Origin of the sequence: Bradyrhizobium sp. CCGB01 (assembly GCF_024199795.1) — a bacterium.
Classification (GTDB): domain Bacteria; phylum Pseudomonadota; class Alphaproteobacteria; order Rhizobiales; family Xanthobacteraceae; genus Bradyrhizobium.
The window spans coordinates 1,413,092-1,428,026 of record NZ_JANADK010000001.1 but is presented as its reverse complement, the minus strand read 5'-3'; the positions used below and the strand labels follow the sequence as shown (position 1 = coordinate 1,428,026).

Annotated in this window: 12 protein-coding genes; 2 read left to right on the top strand and 10 right to left on the bottom strand. The window is 64.4% G+C overall.

All coding sequences use genetic code 11. From position 1 onward, the window contains the following. Positions 1–73 precede the first annotated feature (73 nt). The 3 genes from NLM25_RS06435 to NLM25_RS06425 all read right to left on the bottom strand — a co-directional run bounded on the left by NLM25_RS06435 (position 74) and on the right by NLM25_RS06425 (position 3,028). Complete coding sequence (locus tag NLM25_RS06435; RefSeq protein ID WP_254136450.1) at positions 74–841, bottom strand: ABC transporter substrate-binding protein; 768 nt, start codon at positions 839–841, stop codon at positions 74–76. Positions 842–878: 37 nt separating this feature from the next. Next, on the bottom strand, positions 879–1,220 hold the full coding sequence (locus NLM25_RS06430) for a cytochrome c (protein WP_254116126.1): 342 nt from the start codon (positions 1,218–1,220) through the stop codon (positions 879–881). Between the two features lie 89 nt (positions 1,221–1,309). Then, a complete protein-coding gene (locus NLM25_RS06425; RefSeq protein WP_254136449.1) occupies positions 1,310–3,028 on the bottom strand; it encodes a PQQ-binding-like beta-propeller repeat protein in 1,719 nt (572 codons plus the stop codon). Between the two features lie 594 nt (positions 3,029–3,622). On the opposite strand from NLM25_RS06425, the gene NLM25_RS06420 reads away from it, so the two are divergent. Continuing rightward, positions 3,623–5,038 (top strand): DUF4403 family protein, encoded by a 1,416-nt coding sequence (locus NLM25_RS06420; protein WP_254136448.1) that lies wholly within the window; start codon positions 3,623–3,625, stop codon positions 5,036–5,038. Positions 5,039–5,040: 2 nt separating this feature from the next. Then, positions 5,041–6,234, top strand: coding sequence for an alpha/beta fold hydrolase (locus NLM25_RS06415; RefSeq protein ID WP_254136447.1), 1,194 nt, complete (start codon positions 5,041–5,043; stop codon positions 6,232–6,234). Positions 6,235–6,240: 6 nt separating this feature from the next. On the opposite strand, the gene NLM25_RS06410 is transcribed toward NLM25_RS06415, so the two are convergent. The 7 genes from NLM25_RS06410 to NLM25_RS06380 form a co-directional block, all read right to left on the bottom strand. Further along, on the bottom strand, positions 6,241–7,545 hold the full coding sequence (locus NLM25_RS06410; RefSeq protein ID WP_254136446.1) for a TRAP transporter large permease: 1,305 nt from the start codon (positions 7,543–7,545) through the stop codon (positions 6,241–6,243). A gap of 31 nt (positions 7,546–7,576) precedes the next feature. After that, on the bottom strand, positions 7,577–8,170 hold the full coding sequence (locus NLM25_RS06405; protein WP_254136445.1) for a TRAP transporter small permease subunit: 594 nt from the start codon (positions 8,168–8,170) through the stop codon (positions 7,577–7,579). Positions 8,171–8,180: 10 nt separating this feature from the next. Continuing rightward, entirely contained in the window at positions 8,181–9,179 is a 999-nt protein-coding gene (locus tag NLM25_RS06400; RefSeq protein ID WP_254136444.1) for a TRAP transporter substrate-binding protein, read from the bottom strand. Positions 9,180–9,212: 33 nt separating this feature from the next. Next, positions 9,213–10,871 (bottom strand): hydantoinase B/oxoprolinase family protein, encoded by a 1,659-nt coding sequence (locus NLM25_RS06395; RefSeq protein ID WP_254136443.1) that lies wholly within the window; start codon positions 10,869–10,871, stop codon positions 9,213–9,215. Positions 10,872–10,873: 2 nt separating this feature from the next. After that, positions 10,874–12,958, bottom strand: coding sequence for a hydantoinase/oxoprolinase family protein (locus NLM25_RS06390; RefSeq protein ID WP_254116118.1), 2,085 nt, complete (start codon positions 12,956–12,958; stop codon positions 10,874–10,876). A 139-nt stretch (positions 12,959–13,097) separates the two neighbouring features. Beyond that, positions 13,098–13,919 carry an NAD-dependent protein deacetylase gene (locus tag NLM25_RS06385; protein ID WP_254136442.1) on the bottom strand — a complete coding sequence of 274 codons (822 nt, stop codon included), beginning with the start codon at positions 13,917–13,919 and terminating at the stop codon, positions 13,098–13,100. Between the two features lie 230 nt (positions 13,920–14,149). Next, complete coding sequence (locus tag NLM25_RS06380) at positions 14,150–14,716, bottom strand: hypothetical protein (protein ID WP_254116116.1); 567 nt, start codon at positions 14,714–14,716, stop codon at positions 14,150–14,152. Between the last annotated feature and the right edge of the window lie 219 nt (positions 14,717–14,935).

The window sequence follows — 14,935 nt, the reverse complement described above, 5'->3', positions numbered from 1 at the left end:
GCCAAAGCGATATCTTCGCATAGCCACGTCGTCCTGGCCAAGCCGGGACGGCGTGGTTCATCGAGCAATTCGGCTACCTCGGCGCTTGCAGTACGATCCCATAGCGACCGTATATCCGCTCGATCGTGCCGTCGTTGCGCAGCCGCTCCAGCGTTCCGTCGATCGCCTCGCGCAACGCATCATCCGGGCGAATCATGCCGACGGCGACATTCCAGTTGAGGTCGGCCACGCCCTCGTCGCGATCCAGGATCCGGAGTGCCTTGTCCGGATGTATCAGGTTGAAATAGCTCGCCGCGGTAGGCGTGACCGCAGCCGCATCGATCTCATGGTTTGATACGGCGTCGAGGCTGTCGGTCTCGAAGCCGAAGGTCGATGTGGGCACGTGCCGTTGACTGATGATCATGGCGGCGACAGAGCCGACCTGCACCCCCACCTTGGTGTGCTCGCTGAGGCTCTTGAACGATGTGAGCGCGCTGGATGACGGCACCGCGAGCGCGACGCCCGTGCGATAGTACGGTTTCGAGATCCTCAAGCGGGTTTCGCCTTGCGCTTCGCGGTCGGCGATGACATCCAGAAGAATGTCGCAACCGGCGCTGCGCATTTGGTACTGCGTGATGATCCAGTCGAGCCGCAGCGAGACACCGAGCTCGCGTGCCAGCACCTGTCCCAACTCGACCTGAAAGCCGGGCGGATCGCCGGCCTTGCTCGCAAAAGGAAGCGAGTTGGGATGCGCGCATAGTCCGAGCACGCCACTCGCGCGGATCGCGTCCAGGGTTCGCGCTTGCGTTGGCCCCGACAGCCCAATGGCAGCACCGACGATCACCAGGACAATTGCCTTCATTCCGCCTCCTCGTCTGGATGTATCAGGTCCCGGCGGGTCAGCCCTCGCGCGGTTTCAAGGCGCGGATATATTTGACGATCTGGTCGATCTGCGCGTCATTGAAGCTCTCGCCGAATGCCGGCATCGCACCTTGCTTGCCGCTCTTGATACGGTTGTGCAGAAACTCGTCGTCGCGTGGCGAATTCATCAGTTGCGGTCCCCTGCCGGCAGCCCGGCCGCCGTCGGAGTGGCAGAAGCCACAGGTCCCCGCGAACAACTGCTCGACGTCCAGCGACCCGTTGTCCGGCGCAGGCGTGGCAGATTGTGCCTGGGCCACCACGACGCAGAGCAACGAAGCGCCCAGCACAGCCGGAAGCGATCGCAAATACAGTTTCAACACGTCCGCTCCATTCCTGAATCACGCGCGGCCGCCGTAATCGATCGAGGAGTGGGCTTGCACCCACTCCCCGGCAGATCGTTTGAGGCAGGCTATTTCAAGCTGAAGACGACGAGGGCGCCGTCGTCACGCGGCATGCTTTTGTATGTGCCGCCGAAGTTTGGCGCGTATTCGTCCGCCAGCATGCCCCCGAAGCCGGCTACTACGGCGATATATTGCTTGCCGCCGACGGAGTAACTGACGATGCCGCCCTGGTGGCCGGTGCCGTTGTTGTGATTCCACAGCTCGGTCCCGGTTTCGGCATCGTAGGCGTGAATGATGCCGCGCGAGTCGGGCACGAACACGAGATTACCGCCGGTCGACAGCACGCTCCCAAGCGGCGGCTCGGGATAGCGAACCTCCCATTTCTTCGCTCCCGTGATCGGATCGCGCGCGTCGAGATGCCCGTAGATCTCGCCGCCCGGAGGAGGCGCCATCTTGAAGTCGGCGCCGATGTTGAGCTGGACCTGGGGCGTGGTGACCGGCGTCGTCTTCTGGACATCCAGCGTCATGCACCATTCCTGGCCGATCTTGTAGTACAGGCCGGTCTTCGGATTGTACGAGCCGGCATTCCAGCTAATGCCACCACCAATGAACGGACACAGCGGCGGTTCGGTGACTTTCCCCGCGGAGAAATCGCGACGACCGATCAGCGCGCCTGTCTTGGGATCGATATCCTTGACGAAGTTGATGTTCTCAACCAGCCGCCAGACGTTCTTCACGCCAAGGTTACGGTCATAGACGAAGACGAAGCCGCCCTTGTTCGGATGAACAACGTATTTCTGGCCGTCGCGCTCGAGCATCACGAACTCGCCGACGGCACTGTCGAAGTCCCAGGCGTCGTGCGGCAGTTCCTGATGGTAGGATTTCAGCTTTCCGGTATCGATATCGAGAGCGATAACCGAACTCGTATAGAGATTGTCGCCGGGACGCGCACCTTGCGTCTTGTAGTCAGCGCCCGACCAATCGTAGAGCGGCGCCGGGTTCGCGGTACCCCACAGGACACTGTTGGTCTCGGAATCGTAAGTGCCCGGCATCCAGCCGCCGCCACCGCCGGTGCGCCAGGAATCGTTGCCCCAGGTCTTCATGGCTTCGTCGGTGCCCGCGACCGTCAGGAACTCCCACTTCTTCTTCCCGGTCGTGGCATCGACGGCGAAGATCGGGCCACGGCCCGGCCATTCACCGCCTTGCGAGCCGATGATCACGCTACCTTTCGCGTAGAGCGGCGCGCCGGTGAAGCCGACCGTGAGCTTCTGCGAGTCGATCAGCCTGGTTTCCCAGAGCACCTTTCCGGACTTTGCATCGAGCCCGAAGAGACGACCGTCCATCGTGCCGACGAAGACCTTGCCCTCACCAAGGGCTACGCCGCGGTTGTAGGGCGAGTGGGTCTGTCGGCTGATGAGCGCCTCATCAAGCTCCGGAAAGAACGACCAGAGGACCTCGCCCGTTGCGCCGTTCAGCGCAAAGACCCGGCTATAAGACCCCGAGTAGTAGAGCACGCCGTCGGCCACCAGCGGCATTGACTGCAGGCCGCGCGTCGATCGTCCGGGAATATGGATCCATGCTACGCCCAGATTGCCTACGTTGTTCGCGTTGATCTGCGCGAGCGGGCTATAGTGATGGGATTTGTACGAACCGTGATAGGTGAGCCAGTCGTTCTGACCGGCGGCCTCGATCCGGGCAGTATTCACTGTTTGGGCCAACGCCGACGACACGATCAGCGTCGCTCCAGCAACAAGAGGTAGACCAGAATTACACCAACGCTTCTTCATCCGTTCCTCCCGCTTTTATGTTTGTTGAACTTGCGTCTCACAGACGCCGCGCGAAGGATGCTTGCAGCTCGTTATGTGTCGGTTCTTCTCCATCGCATATGAGCTGCCAACAGCTCTCGATCTCTCTCGGCGGACATCGCCAAAAGAAGCTACATTCCCAGGACTGGTTGCTGTTGCACTCCTGCTCGCTCTCACAGAGTACGCCGGATGACGGACAGCGCAAAGATGGAATGCGCACGCGGCGCGAATTTGACGCGCAGCATGAATTTGAAATGTCAGTTGCACTGACCGTTCGTCTCGACCGGCAGCTTTCAGACTCGCGCGTCGCAACGTCCGCGGAAAAACTTCGTCGCGTGATCGTTTGGACCAGGGCGGCGTCTTTTGAGCAATGCAAGAACCACCATGATACCGGACCGATATAGCCTTGCTCAAAGCGCGATACCGCGCCATACAAGCGACGCGACACACGACCATCGAATACAAGCATTAATTGATCAACTGACCGCTCTCCCTTCCGCGATTTTGCTCTGAAGACCGATCGGCACCGCTGCCGGCGGCCTGAGCGCGAAGCAGGGCCAAGTTGGAATAAGAAGAATGCCCGTTTCTTTGCGAATTGTTCGTTCGACAAAACGCGCCGCCCTCGTTGCGCTCGCCTGCACCGCGCTCGCGAAAGCCGCGCTCGCCGCCGACAAGCCGCCGCTCGCTCCCGATCCGCCGGCACCGCTCGCCACGACCTCGCGGGTGTCCGCAACCATCGAGTTCGGTCTGCCGGCGATCGCCAAGGCGATCGAGCAGGATATCCCGCAACGGCTTGCCACCATCGACGAGCGCGTCAACTGCGTTCACCGCCGCGTGCTGATGTTCCGCGTCAATGCCAATTGCGACGTCTATGGTTTTGTCAATCGCACCAGTGGTGTCTCGCTCCATGGCCGCGGCGACCGCGTTTATGGTGCGGTCTCGATCTACGGCGCGGCCGAAGGCCAGGGCGCTAACCGCTTCACCGCGCGCATCCGCGGTGAGACCGAGGCACGGGCGACCATCGAGGCCGAGGCACGCCCGTCGCTGCGCAAGGACTGGTCGCTCGACCTGAACTTCAGCGACTCCTTCCACTGGAGCGAGGCACCCTATCTGCACGTGCTCGGCCGCGAGATCGCTCTTGCGCCCTATGTCGAGCCGCGCATCCGCGGGCAGCTGGCACGCGTGCGATCGCGCGCGTTGGCTGCGGCGAAGAAGCTCAATTTGCGCGACAAGGCGAGCGCTGCCTGGGCGCGCGCGTTCGAGCCAGTGAAGCTCGCCGACGAACCGCCGGTGTGGCTGCAGATCACGCCGCAGGGCGCGGCGTTCGCCGGCGTGCGCGCCAACGACAAGGTCCTGTCGGGCACGCTCGAACTCTCCGGAAGCGCCGTGACGTCGATCGGGCAGCAGGGTGCGAGCGTCACGCCGACGCCGCTGGCAGCGCTTGGCACCGACGTGACCGCGCCGGGAACGTTCGACATCATCCTCCCTGTCCGTATCGGTTATGACGCGATCAAGGACAAGATCAGCCAGGCGATCGCCGCGCTGCCAGCTCAGGACACGACGCTGCGCGAGGTGCAGGTCTATCCGTCCTCGGGCAAACTGGTGATCGGCTTGCGCTTCACGAAGGCGTCCGACAGCGATCCCCATGCGGGGCAATGGACCTATCTCGCCGCCGCACTGAAGGCCGACGACGGCAACAAGAGCATCGGGCTCGGCGATCTCGATGTCGCCACACCGGACGGCGGCGAAACGAATCCGGCCCTGCAGTCGATCATCGCGCAACTGAAGCAGGCCGTGAACATCGACTACGGCGTCTCCTACCAGAACCTGCTGATGGCGGCGAACCAGCGACTGACGCGCCCGCTCAAGGACGGTTTTCGCATGGAAGGAAAGCTGTCTTCGGTTCAGTTCGACAAGGCACAGTTGCTGACCGACGGCATGACGCTCGCGCTGCGCGCCAGCGGCGATCTGAAAATCCTGTACGGAATGTGATCATGCGCAGGATCGGACGACAGATGCGGCGCATCTTCCGCCGCGCGACGATGACCGCGCTCGTCACCTTCGCTGTCGGGATGACAGCGGCGCACGCGCAGTCACCATTCTACGACGCGCCGGCATCGCTCGCGGACGGTCCTCCCGGCAGCCTCGTGCGACAGGAGCCAATGGATGGCGCGCCACTCGGCGCTTCGAGCTACCGCGTGCTCTACCGCTCGACCGGACTAAAGGGCGAGTCCATTCTGGTCTCCGGCGTCGTCATCGTGCCACAGGGCCCACCGCCGCCCGGCGGCCGCCCGATTGTGGCCTGGGCGCATCCAACGTCAGGCATCGTGCCGCGCTGCGCGCCGTCACTCGCGATATTCCTGTTTCAGCAGATCCAGGGACTGCGCTCGATGGTGGCGCGTGGGTACATCGTCGCGGCGACCGACTATCCCGGGCTCGGCACGCCGGGTCCGCATCCCTATCTCGTCGGCGAGAGCGAGGGCCGCGCCGTGCTGGATATCGCGCGCGTCGCGCGCGATCTGCCGGGTGCCGGCGGTGCTAGGGATTTTGCCTTGTGGGGACATTCGCAGGGCGGACAGGCCGTGCTGTTCGCAGGGCAGCTGGCGCCGAGCTACGCACCGGATCTCCATCTGCTCGGCGTTGCGGCCGCGGCGCCCGCGACGGATCTCGCCACGCTGATGAGCGACGACATCAATTCGGTCGGCGGCAAGAACATCACGGCGATGACGCTGTGGTCATGGCATCGCGTCTATGGCGCCGCACTCGACGATGTCCTCGATCCGCGCGCACTGCCGGTGATCGACCGGCTGGCGCGCGAATGCATCGAAGGTCCCTTCGACATCTTCGTCAGACAGCGGATCGAGCGGCCGCTCCAGCAATATTTTCTGACCGTGCCGGATCCGACCAAGCGCGAGCCCTGGCGCTCGCTGCTGGAGAAGAACAGCGCTGGCACATTGCCCGCCGGCGTGCCCGTGTTCCTCGCTCAAGGGACTGTCGACCAGATCATCCGGCCCGCGGTGACGCGCGCCTATATGGGCCGGCTGTGCAAGGCGGGCAACCCCGTGAAGATGGTCACCCTTCCCAATATCGGGCACGGCCGCGCGGCCCAGGCGAGCACCATCGCCGCGGTCAACTGGATGACCGACCGCTTCGCCGGCAAGGCGGCACCGAATGATTGCGGCGGGTAGCCCGAACTATCCGTACAGCACCCGCGGCAGGATCGTGACGATGCCGGGCCAGAGCGTCAGCAGCAGCACGAAGCCGACCATGATGATGAGATAGGGCATGGTGACGCGCGCGATGTAGCCGAGGCCGTCTTCGGTCAGGCCCTGGATCACGAACAGGTTGAATCCGACCGGCGGGGTGATCTGCGCCATCTCGACGGCGAGCACGAGGAAGATGCCGAACCAGATCTCGTCGAAGCCGGCGCCCTTCACGATCGGCAGCACGATCGGCAGCGTCATCACGATCATCGAGAAGCCGTCGAGGAAGCAGCCGAGGATCAGGTAGAAGATGATCAGCACCACGATCAGCATGAAGGGCGACAGGCCGAGGCCCTTGACGAAGGCGGCGACCGCCTGCGGGATGCCGAGGAATGCTGCCGCATTGCCGAGGATCGATGCGCCGAGCACGATCAGCGCGATCATCGAGCAGGTCACGACCGAGCCGATCAGCACGTCGCGCATCACCTGCTGAGACATCGAGCCCTGCGCCCAGGCGACCAGCCCGGCGCCGAGCACGCCGACGGCGGCGGCCTCCGACGGCGTCGCAAGCCCGCCATACATCGAGCCGAGCACGCAGGCGATCAGGAACAGCGCCGGCGCGAGGTCCTTCAGCGCGGCGAAGCGCTCGCCCCACGGCACCTGCGAGAGTTTCGCTTCCGTCTCCGGCACCATGCTGCGGTTCAGCGTCGTGTGCAGCATCACCCAGCCCATGAAGGTGCCCGCCAGCAGCAGTCCGGGCAGCACGCCCGCCGTGAACAGCTTCAGGATCGAGACGTCGCCGAGCACGCCGTAGATGATCATGATGTTGGACGGCGGGATCAGGAAGCCGAGCGTGCCGGCGCCGGCGAGCGAGCCGATCGCGATGTCGCGGGAATAGCCGCGGCGCAGCAGCTCGTTGAGCGACATGCGGCCGATCACCTGCGTGGTCGCCGCCGACGAGCCCGAGATCGCCGCGAAGATGGTGCAGCCGATCACGTTCACATGCAGCAGGCGGCCCGGCAGCAGGCCCGCCCAGGGCGCGAGCCCCTGGAACAGCGAGCGTGACAGGCGCGTGCGGAACAGCAGCTCGCCCATCAGAATGAACAGCGGCAACGCCAGCAGCTCCTGTGTGGTCAGGATATTCCAGGCGTATTGGGGCAGCAGCTTGTCGAGCGGGATCGAGCGGAACATCCCAAGCAGCAGCGTCGCGGTGAGCGCGAGCGTGAGGCCGATCCAGACGCCGCCCGCGAGCAGCGCGAAGAGAATGACAAAGAGGGCGACGACTTCGATGGTCATGCGATCTTGAATCCGGAAGCGAGCAAAGCTGTCATTCGACGGGGGAGGCCTTCATGCGGTGATCCTCCAGCGGCAAGCCGAGCACCGCCTGGATCGCGCGCGCCAGGAACTGGAGCGTGAGAAGGAGCATGCCGAAGGTGACCACGGCTTCCGGAAACCACAGCGGCGTATCGCTGGAGGTCGAGACCTGGCCGCGCACATAGGCGCCGTAGGCGAACTTCGCCATGGACGAGGTCAGGAAGGCCATGAAGGCAAAGCCGGCAGCGGCCGAGAGAATCTCGATCGCGCGCTGCACCGGTGGCGGCACGTTCTTGAGCAGCAGCACGACGCGGATATGGCCGCCGACGCGCAAGGTCATGGCGGCGCCGAAGGTGAAGGACGCTGCCATCAGATAAGAGGAGTATTCCCAGGCGATCGAGATGGTCGGCGGGAAGAACGGCAGGAAGTTCGAGAGGAAGCGGGTTGCGACCTCGCACAGCATCAACAGCGTCAGCATCAACAGGCAGCCGCCGCCTATCCAGCCGTCGAGCCGGCCGAGACGGTCAATGCCGTCGAGCAGGATACGCAGCGGCGCCGGCGCCGCCGCGTTGAGACTTTGCGGAGCCGCCGGTGAAACGCTGGTCATGAGCCGGACCTCAGCGCTTCATTTCGGCGAGATAGGCCCGCACCGGCTTGTCGGCCGCCGGCACGCGCTTCAGGAAGGCGTCGAGCTGCGGCGCGGTCTTGGCGCGAATGTCCTTGATCATGGCGTCCGAGACCGGCACCACCTCCATGCCGCCCTCTTTCAGGCGGTTGAGGCTGTCGACATCCGCCTTGAGCGAGTTCGCCCAGAACCCCGGCTCCATCTTCGCGGCGACGCTCGTGACGAGCTGCTGCTGATCGGCAGAGAGCGCCTTCCAGGAGTCAAGATTGACGGTGAGCATCTGCGACGACCAGACGTGGTTGGTCGGATAGACGTATTTGAGGAATTCCCAGAACTTGCCGTCAACACCCGATACCGCCGAGGTGGAGACGCCCGAGACAGCCCCCGACGCCAGCGCGGGGATCGTCTCGCCCCAGGGGATCATCACCGGCGCCATGCCGACCACGGCCAGCATGTCGACCGCGTTCTTGTCGGGGACGCGAATCTTGATGTTCTTCAGGCCCTCGACATCGGCGACCTTGACCTTGAGGTGCAGGTACTGCGTCGGCCACGGCACGATGTAGAGGATCTTCTGGTTGTTGCGCGCGGCGACCTTCTCGTATTCGGGCCGCACATATTTGTGCAGCACCTTCAATTCGTCCATCGAGCCACACAGGAACGGGATGCTCTCGACACCCATGAACGGCTCGTCGCCGACCTGCTGGATGTTGAGGACGTCGGCGAGCGGCACCAGGCCGTCACGCACGGCGCGCAGATGCTCGGGGCCCTTGAAGCCGAGCTGGCCGCCGGCCTTCACCGTGATGGCGACCGAGCCGTTGCTCTGCTTCTTCAGCTCTTCGGCAAAGGCCATCGCGTTCTGGGTGTGGAAATTGCCGTCGGGCCAGACCGTCGACATGTCCCAGCTCACCGTCGCGGCCCGCGCGCGGGTCGAGACGTGTCCGGCGGCGAGCAGCGTCGCGGCGCCCGCGGTGAAATTTCGTCGCGTGATCATTGAGCCCCTCCGTTGACCAAACGCACTGACGCATCAGCGCGCGTACCCATAAACCTCTGCTGCGTTCTCTGAAGACACGAAGCCGCTGTCGATGTCGTCCTTGACCGCCGCGCGATCACGCTCGGTCGGAGCACCGATGCCGGCGCCGCCTGGCGTGAGCACCACCAACCGGTCGTCCGGCGGCACCTGCTGGAAGCCTTTGCCGCGCAGCTTCTTGCCGGACTTCAACCCGACATAGCCGGCCTCGCCGTTCTGGCCGCCATCGCGTCCGCGCGGCGGATGATCGATGCGATCGAACGCGGCCAGGATGTCGAACGGCGCATCGACGCCGCTGCCGACCTCGATGATCTGGCCGAGACCGCCGCGGGTGCGCCCTGCCCCGCCGGAATCCGGACGCAGTTCCTTGCGCCAGAAGATCAGCGGCGTCTGCGTCTCCGCGATCTCGACCGGCGTGCCGCGCACGCCGCTGGGATAGGCGGTCGCCGACAGCCCGTCCTTGCCGAAACGCGCGCCGGTGCCGCCATTCGAAGTCACCGCCATCGAGAACCCGTAATTGCCGCCGACGCCGCTGCGGGTCTGTCCGCGCACGTTGAGATTCCACAGGCAGGAGGTGCCTTCCGCCGGCACGCGCTCGGGAATGATCTGGCGCAGGCAGCCGAACACGACGTCCGGCAGCATCTGGCCGATGATGTGGCGCGAGGCGACCGGCGCGGGTTTCGGCGCATTCAGGATCGCGCCCGCCGGCGCCGACACCGTCAGCGGCGAGAGCGAGCCGGCATTGTTCGGGATCTGCGAGGCAACGACGCAGCCGAGGCCGAACACGGTGTAAGCCGTGGTGTAGGACAGGGGCACGTTGATGCCGAATTTGGAGGCAGCCGAGGTGCCGTCGAAATCGACGTGGATGCCTTCGTCCGAGATCGTCAGCGTCGCCGCCAGCGTGACCGGCGCGTCATAGCCGTCGACAACCATGGTGTTGCGCCAGCTGCCCTTCGGCAATTTGGCGATCTCGGCCAGCACCGCCTCGCGCGAGCGGTCGCAGATGTAGTCGCCGATCTCGTCGAGCGTATCGATGCCGAACTCGGTCATCATCTCGACCAGGCGCTCGCAGCCGACGTCGTTGCAGCCGGCGAGCGAATAGGTGTCGCCCTCGGTGTCGATCGGCAGCCGCGTGTTGGTGCGGATCATCGCCATCAACGTCTCGTTGACGACGCCCTGGTCGATCAGCTTCAGCATGGGGATGTAGAGCCCCTCCATGAACACGTCGGTGGCGTCAGGCCCGAAGCCGATGCCGCCGATGTCCATGAGATGGCTGGTGCAGGAGAACAGCGCCACCGGCTTGCCGTCCTTGAAGCAGGGCGTGGTGACGACGAAGTCGTTGAGATGGCCGGTGCCCATCCAGGGATCGTTGGTGATGTAGGCGTCGCCCTCCTTCATCGTCTCGATCGGGAAATGCGCGATGAAGTGCTTGACCGACTCCGCCATCGAGTTGACGTGACCGGGCGTGCCGGTCACCGCCTGCGCCAGCATCCGGCCCTTGAGGTCGAACACGCCGGCGGAGAGGTCGCCGCATTCGCGCACGATCGGACTGAAGGCGGTGCGGAGCAGCACCTGCGCCTGCTCCTCGACCACGGCGATCAGCCGGTGCCACATGATCTGAAGGTCGATCAGGCTCGCGCCATTTGCCTTGCTCATGATCAGGCCGCCTTCCGTTCCATGACGATGCTGCCGGCACCGTCGATATGGGCGTCAAAACTGGTGGAGATAAAGGTGGAGGTTTCGTCCTCGGCGATCACGGCGGGACCGGCAATGGTCGCGCCGGGCGCCATGTCCTCGCGGCGATAAAGCGGGATCTCGATCACCTCGCCCGCCCGGCCGTCGAAGAACTTTCTGCTGCCGACGGCCTTGCCGGCAGGCTTGCGCGTCACGGCCGCGACCGTGGACGGATTGCGCGCCTCGGTGGTCGCAAGCACCGACCAGCTCAACACCTCGATCGCGGCGCCCGGGATCGGCCGCTCGAACATCGCCGAATAGTCGGCCTCGAACTTCTGGCGCAGGCCGGCGAGATCGGCCGACGTCAGCCGCCGGTTCGGCAATTCGACCGTGATCTCGTGGCCCTGTCCGACATAGCGCATGAAGGCGGCGCGGCGCTCGCGCACCGGCGCACCGGCCGCGCCCGGCTCGACCAGCGCGCGGGCTTCAGTCACCATTTCCTGCAAGAGGTCGGAGACCGCTTCGGTGTCGAAATCGTCGAGCCGGACGTGACGGCTGCGCACCAGCTCATAGGCAATGGGAGCAGCGAGGAATCCGACCGCCGAGCCGACGCCGGCATTCGACGGTACGATCACCCGGGAGACGCCGATCTTCTCGGCGACGCGCGCCGCATGTAGCGGCGCGGCGCCGCCGAAGGCGATCAGCGTGTGCTGGCCGACGATTTCACCGCGCTCGACCGCGTGCACGCGTGCCGCACTCGCCATGTTCTCGCAGACGACCTCGTGCACCGCATAGGCCGCGGTTTCCGCCGACAGCCCCAGCGGCTCGCCGACGGCGCGCAGCAGCGCCTCCTTCGAAAGCTCCGGGCTGAGCTTGATCGTGCCGCCGGCAAAGGCGTCGGGATCGATCATGCCGAGCGCAACGTCGGCATCCGTCACGGCGGGACGCTGGCCGCCACGGCCATAGCAGGCAGGTCCCGGCTCCGACGAGGCACTCTCCGGACCGACGGTGACGCGCTTCATCGCATCGACATGCGCGATCGAGCCGCCACCGGCGCCGATCTCGACCATCTCGATCACGGGAATACGCACCGGCAGGCCGGAGCCCTTGAGGAAGCGCGCAGCACGATCGACCTCGAACACGCGCGAAGTCTCGGGCTGGTATTTTTCGATCAGGCAGATCTTTGCGGTGGTGCCGCCCATGTCGAAGGACAGCACCTTGCTCTCGCCGAGCCGCGCTGCGATCTGCGCCGAGAAGATCGCGCCGCCGGCCGGACCGGACTCGACGAGCCGCACCGGAAAGCGCCGCGCAGTCTCGATCGAGGTGACGCCGCCGCCGGAGGTGACGAGATAGATGGCGCCGCGGAACTGCTCGACCTGCAGGGCATCCGCCATGCGGGCGAGGTAACCGTCGATCAGGGGTTGCACATAGGCGTTGGCGACCGCGGTGGACGTGCGCTCATATTCGCGGATCTCCGGACACACCGCAGACGACACCGTCACGGAGATGCCGGGCATTTCCTCACCGAGGATCGCGGCGGCGCGCCGCTCATGCTCGGGATTGGCGTAAGAGTGCAGGAAGGCGATCGCCACGCTCTCGACCTTCAGCTCACGCAATTTTGGCGCGAGTGCACGGACAGCAGCTTCGTCCAGCGGGAGGCGGACGGCGCCGTGCGCATCGATGCGCTCGGGCACGGTAAAGCGCAGGCTGCGCGGTGTCAGCGGCTTCGGCTTGTCGATGCTGAGATCATATTGATCATAGCGGCTCTCGGTGCCGATATCGAGCACGTCGCGAAAGCCGTCGGTCGCGATCAGCGCTGTCCTGGCGCCGCGCCGCTCGATGATCGCATTGGTCGCGAGCGTCGTGCCGTGAATGAAGACGTCGATGTCGCTGATATGCGCGCGGGCGTCGGTGAGAATGAGCCGCATGCCGTCCAGCACCGCCTGTTCGGGGCGCTGCGGCGTCGTCAGCACCTTGCGGGTTTTGCGCACCTCGCCCACGTCCAGCACGATGTCGGTGAACGTGCCACCAATATCAACGGCAAGCCGCACTTCGGCTCCCTCAAGCATTCCAAATTCTCCGGCTGATCGTCAGAACCCTGGGCGAAAACGCAGCAATTTCCGTGCCATCCAGCACGCGAAAGCGCTGCGCCCGGCTATTCTGCTTGGCACCCATGCAATAGGCAAGACGTGTCGGCGTCGCGCCTGATCAGAGCAGGAATGCAAGCGCCGCTTCGCAGCGCTCCTCGACCTTGAGCGTCAGGAGATCGTCGGCGCGGGTGCGGCCGAGATTGACCGCCGCGATCGGAATCTGCCGTTTCGCCGCAGCCTGCACGAAGCGGAAACCGGAATAGACCATCAGCGAGGAGCCGACGATCAGCATGGCATCGGCCTGCGCCAGATGATCGTGCGCGGTGGCGACGACGTCGCGGGGCACGTTCTCGCCGAAGAACACGACGTCAGGCTTGAGGATGCCGCCGCAGGCTTCGCAGGCTGGCACCTTGAACGACGAGAAATCCGCGTGCTCGAGGTCGGCGTCGCCGTCCGGCGCGTCCGCAGCGTCGAGCGTCAGCCATTCCGCATTGGCACGGCCAAGCGCGTCCTGGAATTCGTTGCGCGGGGTCTTGCGGCCGCAGCCCATGCAGCGGACCAGATCGAGCCGGCCGTGCAAATCGATCACCTGCCGGTGGCCGGCGGATTGATGCAGCCGGTCGACGTTCTGGGTCAGCAGCATCCCGCATTGCCCGTTCGCCTCGAGCCGGGCCAGCGCATGGTGCGCATCGTTCGGCCTGGCCTGGCCGAAGCGCCGCCAGCCGATCAGGCTGCGCGCCCAATAGCGCTGGCGCGTGTGCTCTTCCGACATGAAGGCCTGGAAATTGACCGGCTGGGTCCGCTTCCAGTTGCCGTGGCCGTCGCGGTAGTCGGGAATGCCCGAATTGGTGCTGCAGCCGGCACCGGTCAGCACGAACAGATTTTCGTGCCGGCCAATGAAATCCTGGAGCGGAGGGTTTGCCAGCGGAGCATTTGTCATGGCGCAGATGTAGTCTGCGCTGCCCGCTTTTGCCAGATGTGCTGCGGGCGCTCCGACGCAAGAGCATCACATTGTCGGGCACGGTATCGCGTGGATGAAGCCGGCGCGGTACGGCGTGGCGCCTGCGCGCGTGAATCCAAAAAAGAGCCCCGCTGGTGGGCCGGGCTCTCGTTCAGTGATTGATTCCCGGGGTCTGTGTCCGGGTTTCTAGGGGAACATCAAACTTCGCATCATTTGATTTCCCACGATGTGTTGTGCGGGATGTCCATTGCAAAATAATCGCCGGACCCGGCCAGCGCAGGCATGGCTATGCAAGCAAATGGCTCGCTCCCGGTGATCCCCTTATACTTTCCGGTACCGCCGGTGATAATATGGGTGCCACAATCCATCTTCGGCTGCGACTTATCGAGGTCGCGAGTATCGAAAGTCGAGAAAATCTTGTCGCCGTCGCTGTCGGCCAACACGCAGGCGCCGTCGATGTATTTCTTGTCACCTGACGAAACATTCAGCGCTACGCAACGTGCGGACATCTTGTCCAGCATCTTCTCTCCCTTCATATTTTGGGTGGTCCCGACCGCCTCCAGCGTGGTGGCTTTGCCGAGTTCGGCTGTGTCAATGCTCATCAAGGGTCGAAAAATGAAGTGCGTGACGTAGGGCGTGGTACCCTTCTTTTCAATCGGTTCACCCTGAATAGCCGCGGGGGCAAAGACCACGAGCCCCGCGACCAACGCCGCTGTTTTGGCAAACCTCATCGCTGCGGTGGGTGTAACGACTGTATCCAGGTTAATGGACTCCATTGGTTCCTCCTTGATTCGAGCGGCGGCCTCAGGGCTCTGCCGCGGAGTTGGAGACGATCTGCTTGCACACGCGTAAGAGCGAATATGGAGTTTTGCGTCGGCGCTGAGCGACAACGCGATCATGCTCTAACGACGCTTCGTCTCAACCGACGAAGTATGTGAGAGATTACGGCTTCGATCGCCGGTTCATGACCTTCTCTGGCAGAACCGCACTCGGGC